Annotated in this window: 17 protein-coding genes and 1 pseudogene; 4 read left to right on the forward strand and 14 right to left on the reverse strand. The window is 63.4% G+C overall.

Features of this window, described 5'->3' with window-relative positions; all coding sequences use genetic code 11:
- Positions 1–37: 37 nt before the first annotated feature.
- From ACN20X_RS14370 to ACN20X_RS14405, 8 genes and pseudogenes are all read right to left on the reverse strand, one after another.
- On the reverse strand, positions 38–874 hold the full coding sequence (locus tag ACN20X_RS14370; RefSeq protein WP_473210782.1) for a phospholipase D-like domain-containing protein: 837 nt from the start codon (positions 872–874) through the stop codon (positions 38–40).
- A gap of 46 nt (positions 875–920) precedes the next feature.
- A complete protein-coding gene (locus ACN20X_RS14375; RefSeq protein WP_473210783.1) occupies positions 921–3,116 on the reverse strand; it encodes a hypothetical protein in 2,196 nt (731 codons plus the stop codon).
- Positions 3,117–3,128: 12 nt separating this feature from the next.
- Positions 3,129–7,331, reverse strand: a complete 4,203-nt coding sequence (locus ACN20X_RS14380; protein ID WP_473210784.1) for a C-terminal helicase domain-containing protein — start codon at positions 7,329–7,331, stop codon at positions 3,129–3,131.
- Positions 7,315–9,801 carry a hypothetical protein gene (locus ACN20X_RS14385; RefSeq protein ID WP_473210785.1) on the reverse strand — a complete coding sequence of 829 codons (2,487 nt, stop codon included), beginning with the start codon at positions 9,799–9,801 and terminating at the stop codon, positions 7,315–7,317. The genes ACN20X_RS14380 and ACN20X_RS14385 overlap by 17 nt, the downstream gene beginning before the upstream one ends.
- 315 nt (positions 9,802–10,116) lie before the next feature.
- Positions 10,117–11,697 (reverse strand): HsdM family class I SAM-dependent methyltransferase, encoded by a 1,581-nt coding sequence (locus ACN20X_RS14390; RefSeq protein ID WP_473210786.1) that lies wholly within the window; start codon positions 11,695–11,697, stop codon positions 10,117–10,119.
- A gap of 543 nt (positions 11,698–12,240) precedes the next feature.
- A pseudogene (locus tag ACN20X_RS14395) lies at positions 12,241–13,455 on the reverse strand (IS3 family transposase); the annotation flags it as partial.
- A gap of 441 nt (positions 13,456–13,896) precedes the next feature.
- On the reverse strand, positions 13,897–15,768 hold the full coding sequence (locus ACN20X_RS14400; protein ID WP_473210787.1) for a DNA/RNA helicase domain-containing protein: 1,872 nt from the start codon (positions 15,766–15,768) through the stop codon (positions 13,897–13,899).
- Positions 15,765–16,139 (reverse strand): nucleotide pyrophosphohydrolase, encoded by a 375-nt coding sequence (locus ACN20X_RS14405; RefSeq protein WP_016448215.1) that lies wholly within the window; start codon positions 16,137–16,139, stop codon positions 15,765–15,767. The genes ACN20X_RS14400 and ACN20X_RS14405 overlap by 4 nt, the downstream gene beginning before the upstream one ends.
- 319 nt (positions 16,140–16,458) lie before the next feature.
- Here ACN20X_RS14405 and ACN20X_RS14410 point away from each other — a divergent pair, with 319 nt between their 5' ends.
- Both ACN20X_RS14410 and ACN20X_RS14415 read left to right on the forward strand, forming a co-directional pair.
- A complete protein-coding gene (locus ACN20X_RS14410) occupies positions 16,459–17,601 on the forward strand; it encodes a protein NO VEIN domain-containing protein (RefSeq protein WP_016448214.1) in 1,143 nt (380 codons plus the stop codon).
- Between the two features lie 157 nt (positions 17,602–17,758).
- Positions 17,759–19,045, forward strand: coding sequence for a M16 family metallopeptidase (locus tag ACN20X_RS14415; protein ID WP_133073054.1), 1,287 nt, complete (start codon positions 17,759–17,761; stop codon positions 19,043–19,045).
- A 60-nt stretch (positions 19,046–19,105) separates the two neighbouring features.
- Here ACN20X_RS14415 and ACN20X_RS14420 read toward each other — a convergent pair whose 3' ends face one another.
- Together ACN20X_RS14420 and ACN20X_RS14425 are read right to left on the reverse strand one after the other, a co-directional pair.
- A complete protein-coding gene (locus tag ACN20X_RS14420) occupies positions 19,106–19,525 on the reverse strand; it encodes a 5-carboxymethyl-2-hydroxymuconate Delta-isomerase (RefSeq protein ID WP_473210788.1) in 420 nt (139 codons plus the stop codon).
- A 12-nt stretch (positions 19,526–19,537) separates the two neighbouring features.
- The gene (locus tag ACN20X_RS14425) at positions 19,538–20,518 is read right to left on the reverse strand and encodes a Bug family tripartite tricarboxylate transporter substrate binding protein (RefSeq protein WP_209669531.1); all 981 of its coding nucleotides are present in this window, start codon (positions 20,516–20,518) and stop codon (positions 19,538–19,540) included.
- Between the two features lie 105 nt (positions 20,519–20,623).
- Here ACN20X_RS14425 and ACN20X_RS14430 point away from each other — a divergent pair, with 105 nt between their 5' ends.
- On the forward strand, positions 20,624–21,568 hold the full coding sequence (locus tag ACN20X_RS14430; protein WP_227468457.1) for a LysR family transcriptional regulator: 945 nt from the start codon (positions 20,624–20,626) through the stop codon (positions 21,566–21,568).
- Between the two features lie 40 nt (positions 21,569–21,608).
- On the opposite strand, the gene ACN20X_RS14435 is transcribed toward ACN20X_RS14430, so the two are convergent.
- From ACN20X_RS14435 to ACN20X_RS14445, 3 genes are read right to left on the reverse strand one after another with little or no spacing between them, the layout of a single operon-like run.
- Positions 21,609–21,908: a putative quinol monooxygenase gene (locus ACN20X_RS14435; RefSeq protein WP_310038446.1), complete on the reverse strand. Its 300-nt coding sequence runs from the start codon at positions 21,906–21,908 to the stop codon at positions 21,609–21,611.
- A gap of 3 nt (positions 21,909–21,911) precedes the next feature.
- Positions 21,912–22,931, reverse strand: a complete 1,020-nt coding sequence (locus tag ACN20X_RS14440) for a zinc-binding alcohol dehydrogenase family protein (protein ID WP_016448208.1) — start codon at positions 22,929–22,931, stop codon at positions 21,912–21,914.
- A 46-nt stretch (positions 22,932–22,977) separates the two neighbouring features.
- Positions 22,978–24,084: an alkene reductase gene (locus ACN20X_RS14445; protein ID WP_074923461.1), complete on the reverse strand. Its 1,107-nt coding sequence runs from the start codon at positions 24,082–24,084 to the stop codon at positions 22,978–22,980.
- 220 nt (positions 24,085–24,304) lie between these two features.
- On the opposite strand from ACN20X_RS14445, the gene ACN20X_RS14450 reads away from it, so the two are divergent.
- On the forward strand, positions 24,305–24,865 hold the full coding sequence (locus tag ACN20X_RS14450; protein ID WP_133073045.1) for a dihydrofolate reductase family protein: 561 nt from the start codon (positions 24,305–24,307) through the stop codon (positions 24,863–24,865).
- A 29-nt stretch (positions 24,866–24,894) separates the two neighbouring features.
- Here the strand turns inward: ACN20X_RS14450 and ACN20X_RS14455 are convergent, their stop codons facing one another.
- Positions 24,895–25,845 carry a LysR family transcriptional regulator gene (locus tag ACN20X_RS14455; RefSeq protein WP_016448205.1) on the reverse strand — a complete coding sequence of 317 codons (951 nt, stop codon included), beginning with the start codon at positions 25,843–25,845 and terminating at the stop codon, positions 24,895–24,897.
- Between the last annotated feature and the right edge of the window lie 22 nt (positions 25,846–25,867).

Below are 25,867 nucleotides of genomic sequence, written 5' to 3' on the forward strand. Positions count from 1 at the left end.
CAGATCTGAGCAAACAGCGCGCTCGCTCAGCCTCGGCTTACATCCACGGCGTTGCTGCCGCCAGGACCGCGTCGATGACCTCGGCGACACCTGCTGCCGCTCGCCCCTCCAGCACGACGCCCATTTCCATCGAATGTTCAAGGGAGGCCGCTGTCACGTTGGACGAGCCGAGGTAGGCTGTGCTCCGGTCGCAAAGCACCGCCTTTGCGTGGAAGGTTTCCCGCCCGCCGTCCATGCGCGGAATCGAATAGTTGAAGACCCGCACGCCCTCCACCTTGAGCCACTGCGAGATGGCGTCGAATCCGAACGGATAGTCCTTCCGCGTGTTGTCTTCCAGGCTGCGAAGAATCAGGATGCGCTCGACCCCCGGGGAAACGTTCGACAGCAGCTCCGTCAGCCAGGTTGCGCCGGTGCTGTCAAAGAACGGCGTCATGACGACCATGCGCCTTTTTGCCGCCCGCACCATGCCGTGGAAGGCGTGCTCAGTGGCCTCCAGTTCTGTTGTTCGCCAACCCAGCGCCGATAGCTTTTGCTCCAGCATGCTCGGCCGAGGCGGCTTGGTGAGCACAACCTGCGCCACGGTTGCATCGCGGTGTACGGACGACCGATAGTGCTCAACGGTATGAAGGGCGAAGGCCAGGCGCGGGAAGCGTTCGTGCGCACCGTTGCGCGGTTTGTATCCCGCCGGCGTCAACTCAATGAGCCCCAGGCTCGTTGACCGTTCGAGTAGGCCCTGCGTTGCGCCTTCTTCGGTTACACCCAATTGCGCCGCATCGATGAGCGAGCGGGCTGACTGCGCCGAACTGGCGGGCAGGTCTGCCCACGCCTCCAGCACCGCTGCGGCGAGTCCGGCTTTCTCAGCCAGGCCGGCCAAGACGGTTTGCTCGAACGCGGTCAGCCTCTGGGTTGGCATTGCAGACCTACGGTTTGACCATGTCTAGGTAGCCGCGAATCGGCGTGCCCCGCTTGTCGAGACGAGGCCTGCCCCCAATGGACCGCAGAACCGACCGTGAGAGCAGCTTGTTGCCGGCAATGCACGACGTCTCCGGCATCATCACGCAGTCAGGGCAGGCGCCGCCGCGCTCCGTGCACAGTGAGCCGGTCCCGCATTGCGTCGCCTTGGCGCCGAGCATTGCGGTCAGCATCGCCGGGCCGGCATTACGCCAGAGCGCAGACAGGTTGCCCAGGTCCATCGTTGTGCCGTTGCGGTAGACCACGAAGGCCAGGTCAGCCGGAAAGATGTACTCGCCCAATGAACCCAGGTCCAGGCCGGAGTACTCCGACACGTGTTTCATCAGCAAGTGCGAGTAGCTGTGGAGCAGGGTGTACAGGTAGAAGTAGACCGGCGGCGTCGTGGTCTCAGGCAAGTTGTCCAGGAACGGACTCATCGGCTGTGCCGCGCCCAGCAGGCCTGCGCCAATCTTCTCTCCCGCGTTCAAGGTGAACATGTCCGGGCAGTTCAGGTCGCGGAGCCATTCGAGAACGAGTTCTTCCTTGAGGCGTACATACAAGGCCTCGTTACCCTGTTGCACGACGTAGACCGGATACCGCGTGCTATCGTTCTGCTTCACCGGTGGGAACAGGTTTAGGCGAACGGGCATGTCCATGCCCCGCTTGTCCCGCAGGATGGGCGTCGACTCCATGCGCGAGTAGCCGAAGCTGAAGCGACACAGGTCGAACTCGCGGATAAGGCCCATGTCCTCGAGACCCAGTTTATAGAGCAACGCGCGCGTCGCGGTCTGCACCTGGTCCGTCTTGTCCTTGTCTTCTGGTGCCAGGTCCTCATCCAGCCGAGTAAAGGACACATACGGCTTCTTCCCGTTGGTCCGCGTCTCCACATCCAGGCGCGTGTTCTTGAGGGCCGCGTGCTCGACGGCCAGGCGGAAAGGGTCGAACTTGGATGCGAACGTCGATTGCCTGTTCTGAAGGTTCGAGACAACCGACACCGGAAGGTCCAGCTTCGGCAGCAGAATCTGTCGTCGGCGAAGGTCATCCAGAATGCGCTGGCGACTCGTGTATGCCATTTCGATGACGCCTTTCAGCGTAGTCCGCATCGGCTCCGCAAATCCCTCGAGCGTGCGAATCTGCTCCACAGCAGCAAGGTAGTCCGCCAGGTCCTTGACGCATTCCGGCTTGCCCTCGCAGGCCTTCTGCACGTCCTCATCCGTGATGGGTTGCGCGGCAAAACCATACTCCCTCGCCACGAAGTCCTTGAGCTCTGCTTCCCGTCCAGGACGTAGTCGGGTCAGCAACTGCTGGCTGCCGTCCTTGAAGTCGATGAACAGGTCGGACTTGACGTAATACGCGCTCGACGCGCGGTAGGGCGTCGCCTGCATCCGTACCTCGGTCAGACGGTCCGGCCCCATTGCCGGTCCTAGTATGCGCAAGGTGTCTCGGTCGTTCTGCAGCCACTTCGGTGACAGCGGCTTGTCGCAGGCGGCACACTCGAAGAACCAATCGCCGATGCCGGCAGAGCGCCGATTCAGCTTGAACAGGAAGCTCCCGCAGACGCAGTTGTCGCGGCGCTTGATGACTTTGGCATCCCGGTCGCTCCAGTGCCACTGGCCCGGAAAGGCCGCCTCCCAGTGACCGGACCAGTGCACGAAGACGACATCGAGCTGCTCCCAGTCGCACTGGCCCTTCTTCTTGGGGTTGGGGCAGCGGTCGGGTGTCAAGTTCTCGAGGTTCTTGTCGAGCTCTGAGAGAGTCTCGTAGTCCTGGAACATTCCACAGGTTCGGCACACAAACGTCAGCGGCGCCGGCGTGTACTCCATGTGCGAGGGTCGGCACAGATAGAAGCGATCCTGGCCCGGCAGTTGGAACTCCGACCTGGTCGGGTCAAGCAGGACCTGGTCGACGCACTGCGCCGGCAGGATGCGTGGCTTCGTTGGGTCGCCGTCGCGTGCAGACGAGGCGGTGTTGAACCAGGCCCGACCCAACTCGTTCATGCGCTCGAACACCAAGTCCATCGTGGACTCTGTGAGCTGAATGGACTCGCCGGCCGAAGAGCGGGCAATGCAGGCCCCCATACCGCCTTCGAAGGTAAAGAAGCTCTCTGGGGCGTAGGCCGTTGCGAGCTGGTTGCGCGACCGGTTCATTGTTTTGGCTTTTGCCATCTTGTTTCTCCCTCAGCTCCGTGCTTCTGTTGCGCTATCGGTCGAATCGATATCTGCGCCGGAGCCTCGCCGAATGAAGGTCATCGCCCGCGCCGTCATTCCGTCTGCCACGCGCTTGTACGACGCATCGGCACCCGACTCGTGAATGAGGCCGGGCTGGTCCACGTCGCGCAGCGAAGTCATCGGCCGCAGCAGGCTGTTGCGCGCAGCGAAGAACTGGACCAGACGAGTACTGTTCACCAGTCGGTCCACACCCAGGTCCTGCTGGTAGTGGATGAGCTGGCCCTTGAGCAGCGAGCGGTAGTAGTTCTTCCCTTCAGGCGATGGCGAGAATGACAGCCCGAGTGCTTTCTCCATGAACGCCTCAGTGGCCTTCATGTTGGCCGGAACGGCCAGGAAGTCGCGCACGTCGGGCGCCATGGCAAAGGTGGTGCTATTGCGCTTCTTGTCGTCGTCCGCCGTGCACAGGCGCTCGATGGCGTTCATACCGCACACATACTCCTGGAAGAAGCTCGGCATAACCCGCACCAGCGCCTTCTCGGCCCAGCGATCAACCGCTGCCGGCAGAATCATTCGCTCCAGGAACCGGTGGAAAATGTCGTGAATCTCTAGCACAAACCGGTCGCGATACCGCTGCGGCACGGGCACCAGCAGCGAGAAGCCCACGTGCGTGCGGCCCACGCGTGACGACGCCTGGATGTACTCCGCGATCTCCGACGGGATGCCCGCGAAGAACATCGCGTTGAACTCTTCCACGTCAACGCCGTGCGAAATGGCGGAGGTGGCAATCACCGACCGAAGGGTGTCGTTCAGCTCCGGGAACGGCTTGTTGATACCAACACGGGTCTCGGCCCGCCGGACGATGTCCTGGATGTCGGCGGCGGACACCGCTCCCGAGATGAGTTCCGAGCTTAGAGCTTGGTCAGCGTAACCCTCGGCCTGGTGAAGCTTCTCGAACTGAACCTTTTCGGTATCGATAACCTGGTCGCCACCTTTCTTGTTCGTGACGTAGGTCAGGGCGATGCGGTGCAAGTCCACCAGTGTCAGCAATGTGGCGGCATCCGCGCCCGCCAGGAGCCGGACAAACTGAGCCCGCAGCGGGCCGGGAGACACCCACCGAATCAACTCGTCGCGAGCGGCCTTCTCCTTGGTCGGGTCCTCGCTGCGCAGGCGCTCGTACAGGCCGGTGAGCATCACGTGGTAGTGGCCGAGTACCGAGGCCATGGCAACGGTATGGCGGTGCCCATTGGTCAGGACCGAGGCGTAGACGCGCGCCCAGTGGCTGCGCAACTCCACGTCGCCTGCAGGAAGGGCCGCGCGCTCGGTGTCGTCAGACGTAGCATCTGGCTGGAGGGACGTCGCGTAGAACGAGTCATAGAGCGTGGGACCCGGATAAGGGAACTGGACCGTGTTATCGCGCTGGTAGAGGTTGCGCATCTGGCGCTGCGGCTCACTGACCGTGGCCGACGCGGCAATGACCTTGATTTTTCGACGGACCGTGGACTCGGGCTCGTATGAGAGATGACCTTTCAGCAGCGGCGAGAGTTGGTCGAGCGCTGCCTCCAGCGCTGATTCGAACAGACCCGAGAACGTCCCCAGGGACTCGTCCAGCAGGTGGGCCTCGTCCTGTATCAGCAGGGCCGGAAACGGGTCGAAGAACTTCTTTTCGCCTGCGGCGAAAGAGGGGAACAGGGCGCGCGTGCTGGTGCCAGGGTGACCATCCCAGTCCTTGGGTTTCATCGGCACGTACAGGCGCTCGCTGCCGGTCTCGACAAGCGGCGCAAAGCCGAACATCCCGAAGAACTTGCGAATGGTGCCCTGCGACTGGCCAATGGCAGCGAGCTTGTCGACCGTGCCCAGGAGTACGGACGGAGCCAAGTCGTAGATGTCCTCGTCGACGATGTAGAAGGGTAGCGGCGTGGGTTTGGCGAACCGGGCGTTCCAGGAGCACTTGTCCTTCGGGGCCGTGCAATAGTGCCCCATCGCGTTTGCACCGGTACCCGATTGACGGCGCAGCGCTAAGAGGCTCCCGTCCCTGTTGCCACAGAACGGGCACGAGGATAGCTTCAGCCAGCGCTCACGGGCGCTCTTGTAGGGCTGGACGTCTTTGTACTTGGCCTCCGCACTCGGGGCGAGTTCATCATCGCTGGGGACTTCTGTGTAGCCGTCCTCGGAATGCCAGTTTGGAGTGTTGCTGCCGCCCACCCAGAATCCGAGCGAGAACGGCTCGCCGGGATGCCCGCGCGTGTGTCGGACTTCCTCGGCCGCGCCCATCGTCGCGAAGGTGCGGCGCGCTTGTTGCAAGGTGAGCAGGCGCAACGGGTAGCGCATAAGGGCCGAGACACCTCGGTGCTTGGCCCGCAGGCGGTCGAGAAAGAGAACGAAGGCCAACAGGCCCAAGAACGCCTCGGACTTACCGCCGCCGGTGGAGAAGTACAGCAGCGTCACGGCATTGGCGTGCTTTGCAACCTCGGGGGTGTAGTAGCTGTGGAACTCTGGAATGCGCGTCGCGAAAGCCGGAATGGACGCCAGGATGAAGGCGAGCTGGAACAGGCGCCACTCGTCATAGCCCTTCGACTTCGCCACCTTGGCCATCGCGGAGTTCATCGAGACCCAGGCTTCGAACGGAATGCCGAGCGGCGACTTCTGCACGCCAGGCCCGCTCCAGCTTGCGCGGGACTTCTCGAGGATATCCAAGCCGCAGCGGATAGCGCCCAGCTCACGGCGCCAGGCGGCGACGTCCAGGTGCAGTTTTTCCTTCTCGGCCGACAGTTGCTCGGCGGCATTCGGCCCGTCCAGGCCCCGGTCCACCGGATGCTTCTCGGCCTTGGTCAGCCATTGTTCGTAGACCGTGATAAGTGGCCTCAGGTCGGCTAGGCAGTCGGGTTGCGACAGCTTCTCGATGTTTCGCTCAACGGCGCCATCGGTTGGAATGATGCGAGGCAGCACATAGCGCGGGGCCCACGTCGTGGTCAGGCGGTGCAGCGCGCCGTCGACCGTCAGAGTGATCCCGCCATTGAACCCCAGCGCCGGGTACTTGAGGTACTGGTTGTACCGGTAGGACGGCTTGACGCGGTCCAGGCGTAGGAACTGGTGGTCGGCCGCCGGCACCGCAGTTGTCACCGAGACATGGAATAGTGAGGGTTCCAGCTCCTTGAAGTTCGCCTTCGTGAGCGGAGCGGTCCAGTTTTCCAGCGCCACGTGGACGGTCATGCGAGTCGTATCGACCGGGTCCGGCACCGCCTGGACAACCCAACGCAATTCAATCTGGGGCACGATGACCGCCAGGCCCGAGGCGCGCACCCGTTCCAGGAAGCCCTTCCAGCCACGCACGTCAGACGGACGCACTCGTGTGCGCCGGTATCCCCACAACTTTCCACCTGCTTCGGGGTCGGAGCTGGCGGCCCAGTCGCCGAGCTGCTTGGCGATGGCCTCATTCAGGGCATCTGTCGCCTTCTTCGCATCGGCCTCGGCTGTTCTCGGGGTGAACTCGAAGGAGGGCAGGGCGAGCTCGAGCCGGAGCCACTTCGGCGGGGGAGGAATGTCGTCAGCCAGGCCGTCAGGAGTGGTCAGGCCGGCGGCGACCTCTTGGACTGGCCGAGCCTCGCCTTCCTCGCCACCTTCGCCATTCTCACCTTCGGTGCCCTCAGTTTCGCCATCTTCCTCTGCTGGTGCACGGTCCAGTCGGTTGTCGAACGGCAGGCCCATCGACTCGTAGACGGCCTTGCGAGCGTCGTAGCTCTTCGCAGCCCACTCCGGGTGCGTCTTGCCGCCTGGCAGTGCGGCAACGAGCTTGCCTAGTGCGTCCTTGACCTTGCTCCGAATATCGGCGCGGGCCTCCCGCGTCAGGGGGAACGTTGCCTCCAGTCGTCCGCCGGGCTTCACTTCATCCTCGGCCGGCAAAATGCGGACGTATACGGCGCCAGTTAGCGAGACACCCAGCGTGGTGCTCACAGCAGCCGAGCGAATCTGCAAGTCCATGCCGTGCGCGCTGATGCGGATGGGATCCGCCTCCTCGTCGCCGCCGCGCTCCTCTGGCGGCATCGGCACGATGAACTCCGACATCAACGCGGCGCTCGGTTTGGCCCCGTAAATGACCTTGTAAAAGTCGCCTCGGCCGGAGAGTCGCGCAGACAGTCCGTTGAGCAGGCTGTCGACAACCGCCTCTTTATAGGCCGGATGGATGTTGCGGGGATTCTTACTGAGAATGGGCAAGTGTCTCTCCCTTTGTGATCGTTGTCTCGCGCGCAAGTGGCGGCACAACATGTTCGACTCGATAGACGCAGCGCAACGCCTCCTGCTGTAGTTGCCGTATGACGTCTTCGGACACCTTCCGGTAAGTTGCGGCGCTCTCGGGCTGGAACAGAATCTCGGCGTACCGGGCGACCAGCTCCCGTCCCCGGTACTGGTTCAGACGCCGCGCATTGCGCACGAAGCCCCAGTGCTGCTCTGCAGCTTCTTCGCTGATACCCAAGGCCTTGCAGAAGACCTTGAAGTACTTGGAGTCCTTGGAGGCGTGGGGCCGTGTGTCGTCCTTCGCTTGTAGGGCTAGCCAGTAGTACACACGACCCGGCCGGCAGTCGGCGGCATTCGGGTCCAGTTCAACCATCTTGGCGTGAATCTCGCGAGCCAGCGCTGACCGCTTAGTGGACTTGAACATCAGCGCGCAGCGCCGCTGAACATCGTCGTGGTAAAGCTTGAGCAACATGCGCACTGGGTCCACCACGGAGCTCACGCCCTCGCCGTTCAGCTGCAGTGACGACTCCAGCTTGGCGCGCAGCTCGTCGCTCATGTCGAAGATGAAGTCATCGGGCTGGATAGCGCTTGCGGCCGCGCGGCGAAACGGAGGGTCCTCATCGGGTACGTGACGATAGACCCAGCCAGAAGCATATGCCCGGCCACCACCTTCGAGCTCGAACTTGTAGTACGCCTGCTCGCCGCTCTGGCCGTTGTGACCGTTGTCGTCGAACTTAAACGTGAGGGGCATCTCACGCAGCTTGTTGATGACCAGTGGGTTCGGCACCTCCGCTAGACGCCGCTCCAGCTCCTGGGCCAGCAGACCGATGCGACCGCGGTAGGCCTTGAACGCATCTACCTCCTTCATGCTGATGAGCGTTGTGAGCGTGGACTCGGCCTGACGATAGGCCACCAGCGCCACGGTGCCGTGCGGCACTTCCGGATGCGTCAACAGGATGCGGAGCACGTCGGGGTTGATGCCGATGAAGGTGAGGTGCTTGCCTTTGCGGTCGCCCGTGAGCGTCTTACCCACTGCAGAGAGCGTGTGCCAATCGATACGACCTTCAGCGGCGGCCCAATCCGCGCCCAGCTTTCGCTGTAAGAAGCGATGCGCCATTCGCACGTACCGGTTGCTCGGCAGCACCAGGGAGATGCCTTGCCGGCCAGCGACGGCTTGCTTGCGGACTTCCGAGAGCATGCGGGACGCCATTGGCGTAGCGTCATTCCAGTCGTCGAGGAGCTTCTCAGCACGCTCGATGGCGCGTTCAACCGCGTTGCGTACCGAGTTCAACGTGCCGGAGTCGAGCGCCGAGGCCAGCCGGAGCTTCACGGGTGTCCAGGCGTTCTGCTGGCTGCAGTAGTCGCCTCCGCCGGCCTCCGCCGAAGCAGCTGTCAGGTCGGTGTATCCCGCCGGCATGTTTGACAGCCGCAGAACGTACATGCAGGCTTCAAGAAGTGCTTGATAGGCCGGACTCTCATCTTTGCCTGCCGAAGCGGTCAGACGTTGGAATGCCAGCGCAAGCTGAGATGCGTCGCGGTCAACGATGCTCACGCTGAAGTTGGAGTTGCTACGCTGAGCGGGTTGCCAGTCGATAGCGACTGGGTGAGCCGAGAGCAGCACATCTTCAGATTCGGCGGCCCACACCTGCGTCTTAAGCGTGCTCACGGTATTACGAAGCCGCGCCCGCAAGATGAAGAAGGTCTTGGGGTCGTCGGTCACGACCACGGCACCTGTATCGGAAAGACTACTGTCTTGTGCAGTCGATAGAAAATCGGGAATCCGATCAACGGCAGCGTAGTTCGTACGTCGAGCCGACTCCGTGGCGTCTAGCAGCAAGATTTCTGGGCGTCCGGGGCCCTTCAAAGCTTGGGCAGCCAATGCTGCGCGCCACGACTCCTTCTTCGCGGTATGGTGCATTACCATGAGAGCGCCGGGTGCCTTCTCGGGGATTTTCCATTCCTGGCTGACCCTCTCGCGGAGATCACGCCGGAGCGCCAGACGTCCGACTTTGGCAAGGGTGCGTTCCAGAGGGTTGGAGGCTGTCGTAGCCCAGGCGCGCTTGGTTGGGTCGAAGACAAACGTCGGAACGAGCTCCGCGAGGGATGGATTCGGGGCACCGGGCGTGTGCTGGGTCAAGTCGTTCAGCGCCCACAAAGCTCCGAGGAACGCCGGTGACGTCGTGTACGACTCCGCCTCGAGTGTGCCGTTCGGTTGTTCCACCCATAAGCTGCGATAGAAGGTGCTCAATGCCTTGCGGTCGGCGAGCACGCTATGGAGTGGCGCACGGCAGGCATGCGTGCCCGGATAGAGCAAGGTGCGCATGCCGCGCAGGTCCTTGGCAAAAACGCGCTCGACGCTTGCTAGCAAGTGCAATAGAGGCAGCGCTGTTACCTTTGCCGGCCAGACCAGGCACAGTGTCACCCCGCCCTGATCGGCTACCTCAAGCACGGTGCTTACGAGCTCATTGGTCCAAGGCTGCGCTGCCACGGTCTCCCCGGCAGTCCGTGATTGGTAGGTTAGGCGGGCATTGCCGGAGCGGACCTGCGCCCAAGGCCGTTGTGGACGGACAGGGGCAGGCAGCTGCGGAGGGGGAAGCGGCACCACACGGGGTTTAACCGGTGAGTGCTTCCCTCCCACGGGCTTGGTGGCGTACTTGCGTGCCCGTTCGGCTTGTTTCTCGCGAGCCTTCGCTTGGTCTGCCTGGCGGTCGGCCAGTGATTTAAATTGAGGCATTACAAAGTCCGAACAGTTCTTGCCGTGCAGTCATCCCTCGGAAACGAGTCCGAAAGCCAGGTGCACTGCTTCCTCCATGGACCTGCTATCGGCGAGGGCCTCTCGAAGTGCCTGCGGGTCGGGAAGCGCAAGTTGATTGAGCTCAAACGCTGAGACGTTGATGGCACCCGAGATGCACCGGAAATAGCGGTCGACCGCATGCGCGCTCAGCAGCTTGGCGAGCTTAGTGGGTGGCAACGCTGGCTTGTCGCAGACCGCTTCGATGATGACGACGTGGTTCTCACCGATGAAGCCGCCGTACGTGTCGAAGACGCCCGGTGACACTGCAGCCGCCACAAGGCGCCGCGGCTGGTCGTTCGACGTCACTCGCTGCATGACCACGCATGGCGACGTGACTACGGACGTGTGCCCCTTGTCACCCAGGTCGACGAATCGATGCTCGCCGTCGTAGGCTGAGGTGTCCTCCAGCCGAACGATGCTGCCCGGGACGATGTCCCGCGACCACATAAGCGGCATCGCTGTGTGCGCCTTGGCCTTCCGGGCGTCCCGAAGCGAATCGAACTTGGGCCGTTTGTCGCGGTTCCAGACGTACGCGCCGATGCGCACCCGGTAGCCGTAGTCGGATAGGCGGAACCGGGATAGGGCGGCCGCCTTAAGCAGGGTCACGTCGTCGACGGAACGCGGGATGGGCCACACGGCGCCGGAGTTGGAGAGGGTGCATTCACCGACGCTCGTGTATTTGCCCGCCCCCGAGACGACGGAGACGTTGGCGCGCACCTGCGTGTGGTCTTCTTCGGCGCGGCGCCGTAGAACCGTCAAGGCGGTTTCTTGCTCGACGTCAATGAATACACCCTGGCGGTCGCTGACCATGCCAATGTGCTCGATGTCGGTGTTGCGCATAAGGAATTTGCGCAGTCGACCGAAGTTCTGCCCTGAAAGGAAACTGGTCGGAGTGACCAGTGCGGCATGTCCGCCGATCCGAATCAAGCGGACGCAGAGGGCGATGAAGAGGCAGTACAGATTCGGCTGGGCCTCGATTACGTCTGAGTACGTGTCGCGCAAGGGCTCCAACTCCTCGGCGGTCATCTTCCTGTAGGGCGGATTGCAGACGACGACATCCGCCGTACCGAGACAGGCGGCTAGGGTAGTCAGGGAGTTGGCCGTGTGGACGTTGAAGGATGGGACGTAGTTCGTTTTCTGGATTTCCGCGTGCAGCGCCATGCATAGGAAATGCCTGGACAACTCACACAGTGTCTTGTCCAGATCGCAGCCGCTGAGGTGCCTCTCGATGTGCTTGAGCACCTTCAGCGCCGTGAATCCCTGCGCAAACAGCGCGGTTCGCATTCGCAAGGCAATCGGTGCCAAAAAGGCCGCGCCTCCGCAGGCAGGGTCCATGAAGGACTGACTCCCAAAGTCGACGCCCTGCGCGGTAAGGTCTTCGAGTAAGCCCTCGGTCAGCGACGCCGGCGTAAAGAACATTGCCAGGCTCTTGCGGTAGCCCTCGTCGGCCAATACGGCGTAGGCGGAACTCAGCCAGTATGTCGCCTCAAGGTAGCTCAGCTGACTCAGCAGTGCCGCGAAAGCCGCAATCTGGGGCTCCGCAGCGAGCATCTTCGAATAAGGTAGGGAGGGCTGTGGGAGTGCCGGGAAAGCGGTCTTGCACCAAAGGCGAAGCACTGTCCCGACAAGCGTTGACGCGTCGCATTCGCAACGCTCAGTGACTTGGCCTAGGGCGCGGATGCGCCGGGTAATGGACAGCTTCGACGGGGGCATCATTAGAACCGGCCCCATCCTCCGCCTGCTCTTGTTGGCCTATCCTTTTGTGACTGTATGACCATTCTTTTCCTCCCTGGGCACGTTGTTGCATCTAGGTTCTTCGGCAAGGCTCGCCAGCGAGAAAGTGCGGCGGTAGTCGTCGGGTACCAGCTTCTCCAACATGTTGGTCTGCGATTGCTGTTCGCACTCTGCTGCTGCTTCCAGGCAGTCCTCCACCAGCGGCCACACCCGGAAGCTGATTGACACCGACTTCGTGGCTGGCTCCACCGAGGCCTCCCCAAGTCCATATAGTAAGTCGCAATACGCATCACCGAAACAGGCGGGAGCACGAAGCCGTGATTTTGCCCCCGTAGTTACGGACACCGTCCAGTCGCTAAGTCGTCGGAACTCCCTGGGCGACATCATCTTCAACTCGAATGCGGGTGGATCTCGTTGAAGTGCTCAAACGCACCTGGCAATTGTGCCAACACGGTCGGCGAATCGCGCAGGTCCATACGACTCATGTAGTCGCGCTTGAAGGTGTTCACAAAGCTCTCGGCCACGCTGTTGCTCTGCGGGCTACACACGGGCGTGTTGATCGGCTTCAGGCCCAGCGATCTAGCAATGCCACGCGTCTCGTGCGCGATGTAGGCGCTGCCGTTGTCAGTGAGGAACTCCAATTCACGCTCCAGGGGTACGGCTTCAACCGTGCCAAAGCGCCGCTCCACGGCTTCCACCAGCATGTCGCGCACAGGCTCTCCCGCAAGTCCCTTGCCCTCCCAAGCCCGCCAGGCCAGGATCTCCCGGTCACAGCAGTCCTTGGCGAAGGTAACTGTGACCGTCTCGCCAGAATCGCACTTGATCTCAAAGCCGTCAGAGCACCAGCGCATGCTGCTCATCGGCACACTGACCTGGCCATCGTGAATGCGGCTCGAATGCCGTCGCTTGGGTGCCTTGGGCAACAGCAGTCGATGCCGCGCCATGACCCGGTAGATGTGCTTATGGTTCAGCGCCTGTTGACCTTGCGACGTCGCTCTCGATTGAGCAGCGCATCGGCGCGGCGATAGCCATAGCTGGGCAACTCGACAATGTGGCGCCGCAGGTCAGCCAGCAATAGTCCATCCTGGGCTAGAGTACGGCCTCTGCGGCTGTCCTGCCAGTGGCCAGGGCGGTGAAGCCGCGTATGCAGATTCGAGCGCGCCACGCCCAGCACCGAGCAGACCGACTTCATTGGTCATCCCCAGGCAACAAGGGCGAGCACGCAATCCACTTTTTTGCTGCGGCAAGCTCCACGGCTTCCTCGAGGATCTCGTTCTCCAAGGTCTTTTTGCCCAGCACACGTTGCAGCTTGGCGATCTCGGCACGGACGGCTGCCAGTTTCGATGCCGGCACAACGGCCTCGCCTGCACCGACAGCCACCAGCGCGCCTTCGGGCTTCAGCCGCCGCCAAGTGAACAGCAGGCTGGCAGAGACGCCTTTCTGGCGGGCCACGAGCGAGACGCTTATGCCCGGTTCATACGTCTTGCGAACCAAGGCTGCCTTCTCGGCAGCCGACCAGCGCCGCCTGCGCTGGTCTCGGGTGATAACCTCAATCGTTTCTGTATGCCTAGTCATACGCACAGTCCTATGCCTATCTCGAAGATAAGCGATGGACCGTGTACGGAGATTCAGGGGGCTATCTCAGCCGCGATCCGCATCCACAATGCCGCGTCCGTCGCCCCCTTCGAAAAGGCATCGGGCCGTCGAAGCGGTGTCCAGCGAGAAGTTTGTTTTCTGCGTTATCCTGTGAGGTGATTGATAATGGTCTCGCTAGAGTTGCCGCCCCGCAAATCACTTCATCTCCCGCGGCAGCAAAAGGTCTGCGCTTCTGACGGTAAAAGCGACGGTAGAGACCTATGTCAATTACAGCCAATCCCTTTAACCACGTGGGTTTGGGCGTCTTGTTGATGATTGAGTGGGAATGATTGCGCAATAGGAAACGGCCGGGGTCGTCCGGCCGTATTTCCGAATCAAGCCCGCGGCACTGCGGGCTTTTTTCTGCCCGCCCGCCGTTGTTCAGTGGGATGCTGGAATAGCCGAATGCTCGCGCAGGTATGCCCTCAGCTTCGCGTCCGTGGCATACACATAGCACCCCTTCATGCCACGGGTCATCAAGGTGCGATAGGTGTTCTTGATGATGCTTTCCGCCAGCCGTGCGGCCTCGGCAGGCTGCTCCTTCGTCATCTTCACGAATCCCTTCATGGTCTTGTCATGTCTGTCCCTGGCTCGGGGCACTGCCACCAGCGTGTCGCCCATGATGGTCAGGTCTGGCCCGATGATGACTCCCACATAGTCCACTTCCAGCCCCTGGCAGGTGTGTATGCAGCCGACCTGTGCCACAGAGTTCGGTGCCACGATCCAGAGGCTGCCGTCCTGGTCCAGATTCCATTGGCGCTCGTAGTCTCCGATGACTACGTCCATAAGCTTGGGATTCTTCTTGCTGTTCCATGGCCAGCAGTAACCAGCCACAACGCGTGCCCGGTTGTTGGCGTTCTTCGTCTCGATGGCCTTGTGCAGATCCGAGGGGTCGTCAAACACCTGAAAGTCAAACGGAATATCTGCAAGGCTAGGGTTGGCGGTAGTTCGGATCTGCAACGTATGGTCTACCCAGGCCAGATAGCCGTCGGAGCCGGCGCACCGAAATTGGGAAGTCAGCGAATATTCCTCTACCTCAGCATTCCGCCCGGCTGCAAACTTGCGGATGATCTCCTTGGAACCTACATCCTTGAGAGTCACGCGCTGGTCTTCGTCGATGAAAAAGATGCTGCACTTGGCAGCTTCTATCAGCTCCTTGACCTGATGGGTGCCCAGATTCCCATAGAAGCCGCTTTTTTCGGTTAGGCGATGTGCTTCGTCCACGACCAAGACATCAAAGGCATCCTGCACGGTTTCCGTGAAGGAGCCTGATCCGCCGAAAAGATTGACCAGATGTGCGTTGTCGCGCGTCTGTATCAGCTTGTCGCTATAGACAGCGCGTGGGGCAGCGTTCTTGGAAATGTATTTGACGGTCAAGCCTTCGCGCAGAGCCGCAAGCAGGTTGACGGCGATCACCGACTTGCCGGTTCCAGGACCGCCCTCAATGATCAAGACGCGAGGCCTGCCGCTGGCGCTGGCCTGGCGGCATGCCGCCTTCGCAGCCTCGAACACTTCCTTCTGGTCGTCGATTAGCGCGAACTCGCTGTTGCCCTTCAGCAGCTTGCCGACCACATCCGCCAGCGCTTTGGATGGCCGCATCCTTCCTCGTTCAAGATCGAACAGCACCTGGCTGCCTCGGCCATGCCGGATGTGCTGTTTGATGAACTCGCGGAGTTTCTTGCGGTCTTCATCGCCTTTCAGGAACAAAGGTGCCCGCTCGATATAGGGCTGGTACTGGGGCGAGTCGATGATGCCATCGGCGGCATAGTTGTGCAGGTAGGCGCAAGGCTTCAGCTGCAGCCCGCCGTCATAGATGGCCTCGTTGAACCCCTCCAGAAATGCCGTGTACGACCACGCCTGGTAGCTGGGGTGAATGCGCGCCTGGTCAGGGCGCATTCCACCGCGCAAAAGCACGATGGCATCGCGGTCGGTGGCGCCGACCGATGACCATTGCTTGAGTTCGACCACCACCAGCCGTCGAGAGCCGTCGTCGGCATGTCCGGCAAGAATGACATCGATGCGTTTTGACGATTGCGGCAGGATGAATTCGACAGCGACCCCGATGTCGGGTGCGATTTCCGGGTCACGCAGAAGGCGGGCAATGTAGCCCAGCGACTCGCGCCATGATCGGATCTCCGCCTTGGCTACCTTGCGGTGAGTCGCTGCCTGGTACTTCGCGTAGATGACGTCTTCAATATCGCGTTCGTCGTAGTCGAGCAGGAATTGTGTCTTCTCGGCCTGATAAACGATCATGGCTCGGGCAGCTGGTCGTATTTGGTGCTGACGCCGCGCGACGCCTCGACAGGGTATTTGGCGGCGTTGGAAGCCAGCTTGCTGGCGATGGCTGCGTTGAGGTCCACGTCCAGCACATCCGCCAAGCGGATGAGGTACAGGGCGACATCGGCCAGTTCGTCGCGTACCGCCGAGGCGGTTTTAGGATTCGAGGCGGCCGAATGAGAGTCGGCCTCGGTCATCCATTGGAATATTTCGGTCAACTCACCCACCTCGCCCGAGAGAGCCATGACCAGATTCTTGGGTGAATGGAATTGCTGCCACTCCCGCTCTTGCGCAAACTGCCTCAGCGCGTGTACCGCGCCCGTCACGTCAATCAGACTTTTGTCCACATCCAGACCCTTTCGGAACGGATTGTTACCTATTCTGCAGTTCCTAGGACTCAGAGACCTGAAGTATCGCTGCGCCTAGGAAGATTCTGAGCCCGGGCGAGGCTTGGATGTAAGAACTAGCCGCCTGATTCCCAGGCCAGGTGCAAGCACTTGCGCGCAGACAGACGAGGTCCAGTGTTCCCCATGAAAGACATGGCTGCTACCAGACCAAGCATGCGTTTGTAACGTAAAGTACTATTTCTTTGCAATTTGCTGTGTGCTGCTGCGGACCTAGCCCGTGGGTATTGATTCCGCATGAAGATACTTCTCCCAAACGCTGATGGCTGTTGAAATCTCTCGCCTTCAAAGTCCTGCGGCCGTTCAGGCGGCGTTGGACGAGTTTTCACGTCTTGGTCGGACGGCATTCCTGAAGCGATACGGATTTGGAAAATCGCGCGATTTCTTGGTTCGCAATGCAAGAACCGGGCAGCTATGCGACTCCAAGGCCATCGTCGGAGCTGCGTTCGGCCATCAGTTCCCGCAGGAGGGACCGCTCAAGCCGACTGATTTCTCCGGTGGAGAGGCCACCGTCGTTCCTCGATTGCAGCATCTGGGCTTCGATGTCGTGCGCATTGGTGAAGACTGGACCTTCGATGAGGTGCAGGCCACGGTCGCGTCATATTTCGAGATGCTTTTGCTGGAGGCCGAGCAGCAGCGCTACACCAAGACCGAATTCAATGCGCAGTTGCGCCAGCGGCTGCGTGAGCGCAGCAAGGGATCGGTGGAGCTGAAGTTCCAGAACATCAGCGCCGTCCTGCATGACCTGGAGCTGCCCTTCATCCGCGGCTACAAGCCCCGGAGCAACGCTCAGCTTCTGTTGCGTCAGGCGGTGCAGCAGTTCGTCCTGAATCAGCCGGGCCTGGTTTCCCGTGTGGTGGATGCGATGGAGGAGGTCAAGACGTCTGCTGAGCAGAGCTTTCATGCCTGCCTGGTTGAACCGCCTGCGCTGGAGACAGTGGCGCAGTTAGCGAAAGACGGCGCCAAGGTCAGATTTCCACGCAAGACGAACTGGGCCCAGCGGGATGAAGCCAACCGGCATCTTGGCCGTGCCGGAGAGCAGTGGGTCATCGGATTCGAGCAGCGGCGACTTGTCCATGCCGGGTATCCGGAGCTTTTCCAGCAGCTGGACTGGGTGTCTGACCGGCTCGGCGACGGGAGCGGCTACGACATCCTCTCGCATGAGCGGCCCGGCGAGCATCGCTTCATCGAGGTCAAGACCACCAATGGCGGGCATGCCTCGTCCTTCATCATCAGCCGCAACGAACTGGATTTCGCAGCAGAGGCCGGGGATGCCTTCCATCTCTACCGGGTTTTTCAGTTCCGGGAGGAACCAAGGCTCTACATCCTGAACGGGCCGCTGGCGGACCAGCTGCACCTGGAGCCCATCGATTTTCGGGCGTCGTTCCGGCGCCTGGTGGGGTAACGCGCAGGTCGGCCGGGCCAGAGCTCCCCGCAGCTTTGATCACAGGCACATGAAAGAGGGCTGAAGAGGGCTGCCCTGCGCATCCTCTGGAGCGCGACGACAATAGCCCATGATTCAAGAAAAGCCCCTGGCGGCAACCGAACTGGAGCGGCCTGCCATGGCCTTGCGCACTCTTGCGAATGGGGTCCGGCTGCTGGCGCTGCCCATGCCGCATTTGCAGAGCGTCAGCGTGGGCGTGTTCCTGCGCGTGGGCTCCCGCGACGAGACCTCCACCAGCAACGGCATCAGCCATGTGCTTGAGCACATGGCGTTCAAGGGCACGCACACGCGTTCCGTTCAGGAGATCAACCTGGATGCGGAGCGGCTGGGCGCGGAGGTCAACGCCTTCACCGGCAAGGACATCACCGGCTATTTCATGACCGGCCTGGGCTGGCATGCGCAGGCCTTGCTGGGAATGATTGCGGACATCGTGCTGAACAGCGTGTTTCCCGAGCATGAGCTGCAAAGGGAGCTGCAGGTGATCCGGCAGGAGGCCATCGAGTACGAAGAGGACCCGGAGGACAGCGCCGGCGATCTGCTGGACCGCGCCATCTGGGGCGACGACCCCATGGGCATGCCGGTGATCGGCACGGTGGCCAATATCGAAGGCTTCACGCGGCAGGATCTGGTGCGCCATGTGCAGTCCCATTACGTGGGAGAAAAGACCGTCGTCGTCGCGGCCGGAAACTTCGATGTGCCGGCCTGGCTGGAGCAGGCGGCGCAGCTGTTCGCCGGCATGCCTGCGTCGGCCGATCCCGCTGTGGCACTGCCCCCTCAGCCCGCAAAGTATGTGGGGCAGGCCCTGGCGCAACGCTTCACGCAGGTGTCCCAGGTGTTCGTGAACCTGGCCTATCCCCTGGTGTTCGAGCCGTTGCAGGGCGAGCATCCGCAGCGTGCGCGTCTCGTGGCCTCGCTGGCGGCCCATCTGCTGGGCGAGGGGATGTCGTCGCCCCTGGTCGATACCGTGCGCGAGCGGCTCGGACTGGCCTATACGGCCTATGCGGCGATGGAGGGCGGTGACGTCTGGGCCAATTTCATCGTGCATGCCGTCACGACGCCGGACAAGCTCGAAGCGCTGGTGGCTGCGACAGGCGGCCTGCTGCGCGCCCAGGCTGCCGGCATCGACCCCGTGCATCTGGAGCGGGCCAAGAACCAGCTGGCGGTCTCGCGGGTGCGTGCGGGCGAGCGGACCTACGCCACCATGGAGCGGGCTGTCGAGGACCTCTTTGCCCATGGCAGCGTGACGTCCGTGGCCGAAACGCTGGCGATGATCGATGGCATCGGGGCCGAGGAAGTGCGCAAGGTCTTCGAGCGCATGCTGGCCCACCCCCCAGCGGTGGCCATCACCGGCAAGGGCGCCAGTGCCCGGGCCGTGCGGCAGCTGGCCGCAGGCCTGGCGGGCTGAGCCGGCAGCGCGCGGCCAGCGGCCAGCGGCCAACCGCAACACATGGCGCTTTTCCCGATGTCATGGAGTTGAGGGAACCGGCGGCGGCGTGTTCCATTGCCGCTTGAGGTAGTGCGACTTCGGGTGCTCCTGCAGGAAAACGCAGCACTGCACCCACGCCGCTGACTCCGGGGGCACTTCGAACGGGGCGATCGGGCCGATCGCACCGATCGCGCGCGCGAGATGCTCGAACACGACCTCGGCCATGGCCGAGCACATCTGCGGCGGGCGCGGGTTGGTCAGCGTCAGGGTGGCGATCAGTTGCTGCGCGTGGGGGTCCTCGCCGCACAGTCCGACGGCGATGGGTGCCACGCGCGACTTCAGGTCCGCGAGCCGTGCCCATCCGCGCTCGGCCAGCGCAAGGTGCATGGCGTGCAGGACCGGCACCCACTGGATCGACGGGAGCAAGGATGGCGATACCTCGATGGCGATGTGCGGCATGGGGCGGCGCCTTCAGTCGAGCTTGATGCCGACTTCGCGGATCAGCGTCTGCCAGCGTGCCCGCTCGCTGTCCAGCAGGCGTGCAAATGCCTGGGGCGAGTTGTCGATGGGAACCGAGCCGAGTTCGGCCAGCCTGTCTTGCGTGGCCTTGGCCGCCAGCGCCGCGCCCATGTGCTTGATCAGCCAGGCCTTGCGGTCGGCCGGGGTCGCGGCGGGCGCGAGGAAGCCGTACCAGCCGCTGATCTCGGCGTCCACGCCCGACTCCTTGAGCGTGGGCACGCCGGGCAGCGCAGGAATGCGCCTGGCGGACGTCACGGCCAGCGCCTTCAGGCGCCCGCTTTGCACATGCTGCAGGATGGCCGGCGTGGCTTCGAACACCATCTGCACCGTGCCGCCCAGCACGTCGTTGAGTGCAGGTGCGGAGCCGCGGTAGGGAATGTGCAGGATCGAGGTGCCGGTCTGGCGCTTGACGAGTTCTCCCGCCAGGTGCTGCGGCGTGCCGTTGCCGGCGGATGCGTAGGAGAACTTGCCCGGGTTCTTGCGCAGCCATTCGAGCGCCTCCTTGGCCGTGGTCGCCGGGAAGGAGGGATGCACGGCCCAGATCAACGGCACCGAGGCGGCCCATGCCAGCGGTGTGAAGTCCTTGGCCGGATCGAAGTTGAGCCTGGAGTACAGCGCCGGGTTCGCGGCCATGGGGCCGAGTGCGCCCAGCAGCAGCGTGTAGCCGTCGGCCTCTGCGCGTGCTGCCGCCTCCGTGCCGATGTTGCCGCCCGCACCGCTGCGGTTGTCCACGATCACCGTGCTGCCGCTGTCCGTCTGCAAGGCATTCGCCATCAGGCGGGAGACGGCATCGGTGGTCGCACCTGCCGGATAGGGGCAGATGATGCGGATGGGCTTGGAAGGGAATGCCTGTGCGCGCGCCGAGGGGCTTGCGCCCAAGGCTGAAATGGCCGTCGCCGTGCTGGCGTACTGAAGGAAGTTGCGTCGTTTCATCGGTGCTCTCGTGACCAGAGTTGTCTCGTGGCCGTAGTGTCGGCAGGCCCTTGTTTCTTCGCAATTCGCATTTTCTGGCCGCGCCTATCGGATAATCCGATGGCCATGTCCGCACGCAGCCGCGACCCCCTCGATCTCGTCTCATTGCGCCAGTTGCGCTACTTCGTGTCGGCGATGCGGGCGCACAGCTTCAGTGCGGCATCGCGCGATGCCTCGATCTCGCAGGCGGCGCTGTCGGAGCAGATCGCCTTGCTGGAATCGACCCTGGACGTGCAGCTGTTCGACCGTGCGAGCGGGCGCGCCGTAGCCACGGCCTCCGGACATGAGCTCGACCGCCGGGTGTCGGCCTGCCTCAGTGAGCTGCAGGCGGCGCTGCGCGACGTGCAGGCGCGTGCGAGCACCGTGGCGGGCCTGGTGCGCATCGGCCTGGTGCAGTCCTACGCGGGATGCTGGGTACTGCCCGTCGTGCGCAGGGCCCAGGCGCAGTGGCCGCAGCTGGCGATCGCACTGCGCAGGCGCACCGCACAGGCCTTGGTGGAGGGCGTGTTGCGTGGCGATTTCGATCTCGCCGTCAGCTTCGACCCGGAGCCGCATGCCGATCTGGAGATCCTGGCCTGCTTCGACGAGCCGGTGGTGGCCGTGGGATTGAAGCCCCGCCGGCGGCGACGCCTGCTGGAGCTCAGCGAGGTCGCGAACCACCCCCTGGCCTTGCTGCCAAGCGAATACGCCATGCGGCGCCAGCTCGACAACGCCTTTGCGGCGCAGGGGCTGAAGCCGGGCGTGCATCTGGAGTCCGATACGCTGGAGGACCTGGTGCATGCCGCCCGTGAAAACGGCATGGTCGCGCTGCTCAACGGTGCCGCGGCAATGAGCCTGGACGTGCAGGACGCAGTCCCGTTGGCCGAAAGAAATCTGGGCCGGCAAGCCTGCCTGGTGCGCTCACGCAGCCGTCACCACGGCTTTGCCGCCCAGTACGTATGGGACGAGCTGTCGGCGGCAACCCCCACGCTGCCGCCAGCGTGGGGGCGGCGCGTTGCAGCCGCGCGCTAGTCGTCGGCCGGGTCCGTTCCGCCCAGGCCCGTACCGCCCGTCAGGGCACTTCCTTCAGGCCCACCAGTTGCAGGGGGCGTGCCAGCAGTTCGTCGAAGCGTTTCTCGAACGCCTTGAAGTACGGCATGCTGAAGTGCGCATCCAGCGCTGCCTGGTTCCTGAATGACTCCCGCATGTAGAAGGTGCCGGGTTTGTCCGCCAGCTCGAACAGCGTGTAGTCCAGGCATCCGGCCTCTTGCCGGGTGAATGGCACCAGCGCGCGCAGGGCGTCGCGCAGCTGGTCTTGCTGGCCGGCCTTCGCCTCAAGGATGGCCAGGTTGAAAATGGTCTCTGTCTTCATGGCTCAGCCCCAGTTCTCCAGCACCACCTTGCCGCGCGCCTTGCCCGACTCGATCAGGGCATGGGCGCGCTTGAGGTTGTCGGCGTTGATGCTGCCGAAGCGCTCGGCCAGCGTGGTGCGGATCAGGCCGGCATCGACCAGTGCGGCAACCTCGTTGAGCAGGCGGTGCTGGCCGATCATGTCGTCGGTGCCGAACAGGGCGCGGGTGAACATCAATTCCCAGTGCACCGACACCGACTTGCGCTTGAGCTTGGTGATATCCAGCGACGCGGGATCGTCGATCAGGCCGAATTTTCCCTGGGGCGCGATCGCCTCGACGATCTGTGCGAAGTGCAGGTCGGTCTGCGTGAGGCTCACGATGAGGTCCACCGTGGGAAAGCCGATGCGCTTGAGTTCGTCGGCAATCGGCTGGCTGTGATCGATCACGTGGTGGGCGCCTAGCTCCTTGACCCAGGCCTGCGTCTCGGGCCGCGATGCGGTGCCGATGACGGTAAGGCTGGTCAGCCGCGTGGCCAGCTGCGTGAGGATGGAGCCCACGCCGCCGGAGGCGCCGATGATGAGCAGCGTCTTGTGGCTGGGGTGCTTGCCCGGCGCGATGCCCAGGCGGTCGAACAGCATCTCCCACGCGGTGATGGCGGTCAGGGGCAGGGCCGCCGCCTGTGCAAAGTCCAGCGACCTGGGCGCGTGGCCCACGATGCGCTCGTCCACCAGGTGCAGTTCGCTGTTCGTGCCAGGGCGCGCAATGGAGCCGGCGTACCAGACGCGGTCGCCCGGCTTGAACAGCGTGACTTCGGGGCCCACGGCCTTGACGATGCCGCTGGCATCCCAGCCCAGCACCTTGTGCGTCTGCCCCTCGGCGGGCGCGCCGCTGGCGCGCACCTTGGTGTCCACCGGATTGACGGACACGGCCCTGACTTCGACCAGCAGGTCGCGGCCGGTGGCCACGGGATCGGGCAGGGTGATGTCGATCAGCGATTCGGGTTGGCTGATGGCCTGGGGTTTCTGGTATCCAACGGCTTTCATGGTCGTGCTTTCAAAGGTTGAGGAAGAGGGGATAGCAAGGAGGGTTTCAGGCAGTGGCGAGGGCTGCGTAGTCCGAGTAGCCGCGCTCGTCGCCGCCAAACAGGGCCTTCGGATCGAATGCGGCCAGCGGCGCCTGGGCGGCGTAGCGCGCCGGCAGGTCCGGGTTGGCAATGAAGGGGCGGCCGAAGGCGACGAGGTCTGCCAGGCCCTCGTGCAGGATGGCTTGGGCGCGCTCCGCGTCGTACTTGCCCGCAACGATCACCTTGCCCTGGTAGGCGCGGCGCAGCGCGTGGCGGAAGTCTTGCGGAATCTCGGGCGCATCGTCCCAGTCGGCTTCGGACAGGTGGATGTAGGCCAGGCCGATCTCGTCGAGCCTGCTGGCCAGATGCAGGATGGTCTCGATGATCTGCGGGCAGTTCATGTTGCGCTGCGTGATGAAGGGCGCCAGGCGGATGCCGGTGCGCTCGGCCCCGACCTCGCCCGCCACGGCGGCCGCGACCTCTTCGGCGAAGCGCGTGCGCTGGGCGATGCCGCCGCCGTAGGCGTCGGTGCGGTGGTTGGAGGTGGTGCGCAGGAACTGATCGATCAGGTAGCCGTTGCCGCCGTGGATTTCCACGCCATCGAAACCGGCACGCATCGCATTGGCCGCGCCCCTTCGGAAGTCGCCGATCACGTCCTGGATGTCCTGTGCGCTCAGTGCGCGCGGCACGGGGCAGTCGACCATGCGGCCGACACCGTCGTCGCCGACCACCCAGACCTGCGCTTGGGGCGACAGCGCCGAAGGCGCGACCGGCAGGCCATCGGCGTGAAAACTGGCATGCGACATGCGGCCAACGTGCCACAGCTGCAGCACCATGCGCCCGCCGGCGGCATGCACCGCGTCCGTGACGCGGCGCCAACCGTCCACCTGCGCCTCTGTATAGATGCCGGGGGTGAAGCTGTAGCCTTGGCCCTGGCGGGAGATCTGGGTGGCTTCCGAGACGATCAGGCCGGCGCTGGCGCGTTGTGCGTAGTAGGTGGCCATCAATGCATTGGGCACGTCGCCTGGCTGGCTGGTGCGGCTGCGCGTCATGGGGGCCATCACCATGCGGTTGGGCAGGCTGAGCGGGCCGAGCTGCAGGGGGCGAAACAGGGGCGTGGAGGCGGTGGTCATGCGGTTCCTTGGCGGAGCTGTAGAGGTGTTGGGGCGGTGGCGGAAACCCGGTTCGCAAGTCGTCTGGGCATGGAGCGATGTTGACCTGGGTGTTTCAATTGAAAAAGACCCGCAAGACTGAAGGCGGCTTCAAAAGAAATTTGACGATGGGGTCCAGGCGCGGCCTGCACGACACCCGGGCGGATGGCCGTGCCGCGCCTGCCTGGCTACCATCTCCCCCATGAAGACCCAATACTTCGCCGCCACCTCACTCGACGGATTCCTGGCCACCGAGGACGACTCCCTGGACTGGCTGTTCCCGCTGGGCGACATGCAGGCCACGGGCTACCCGGAGTTCATTGCCGGCGTGGGCGCGCTGGCCATGGGGTCCGCCACCTACGAATGGATGCTGCGCCACGCGGAGACGGTGGCGCAGGAGACCGGGGCGGCGTGGCCCTATACGCAGCCTGCCTGGGTGTTTTCCAGCCGTGCGCTGCCTGGTATCCCGGGTGCCGATGTCCGGTTTGTCAGCGGTGATGTGCGTGCCGTGCATGCGCAGATGCAGGCGGCGGCCGGCGGGCGCAACCTCTGGATCATGGGAGGCGGAGACCTGGCAGGCCAGTTTTATGACGCGGGCCTGCTGGACGAGATGATCCTGAGCGTGGGCTCGGCCACGCTGGGCCGGGGCAAGCCGCTGTTTCCGCGCCGGGTGCTGCATCCGGTGCTGCGTTTGTTATCCGTGCGGCAGATTGGCGAGGGCATGGCGGTGCTGCATTACGAGGTGCGCAAGAGCACGAGCTGACAGGCCCCCTGATTCGGTCTGCGCGCCGCTCAGTTCGCCTCCCCGCGCCCAGGCGCCGTCATGCCCGGAATGTATTCATTGGAGATGAAGCTGCGGCAGCGGTGCATGAAGGCTTCCACCACATGGCGGGGCTTTTGTTCGCGGGCCCAGGCCAGGCCCAGTTTCATGGGGCGGTGGTTGCCGTTCAGGTGCAGGTTGACGATCTTCTTGCCGTCCAGCGCATGGGAGTTGCGCGGGCGCACGTTGACCAGGGAGTAGCCCACGTCGTTGGCGACCAGGGAGCGCACCACGTCGGGGCTGGCGCTGCGGGCCGCGATCAGGGGCGAGACGCCGGCTTCGCGGAACAGCGACATGAAGTATTCACGGCTCAGGGGCAGGTCCAGCAGGACCATGGGCAGCTGGGCCAGCGCCTCCAGCGTGGTGGAGCGGTGGTTGGCCAGCGGATTGAGTTCACTGACGATGACCATGGGCGGCAGCTGGGCCAGGGGCTCGAAGCAGATGTCCGATTCGGCCACCAGCAGGTCGTAGGTGATGGCGACATCGATCTGCGCGGTGCGCAGCTTGTGGATCAGGCCTTCCTGGTGGTCCTCGATCTGCGTGACCGTGGCCTTGGGGTGGGCGCGCGCGAATCCCTGGCACAGCTCGGGGGCGACCATGGCCGCCAGCGTGGTGAAGCAGCCCACGCGCACGGGGCCGCGCACCTGGCTTTGCGCGCTGCTGGCCACGTCGTACAAGGCCATGGCCTGGTCGAGCAGGCTGCGGATCTCCCGCAGGACTTCGGCGCCTGCGGGCGTGACGGACAGGCCCTGCGCATGGTGGCGCACGAACAGCGGCACCTGCAGCTCGGCCTCCACCTGGGTGATGGCCGATGAGATGGACGAGGGTGAGACGTGGATGCGGTTGGCGGCCTCGGCAATGCTGCCGAACTCGCCCGCTGCCACGCAGTATTCCAATTGTCTGAAGGTCAGTCGTGTCAGCACGGTGTGCAAGAGGTGGAGAGGG

This window comes from Delftia sp. PX-1, assembly GCF_055797465.1.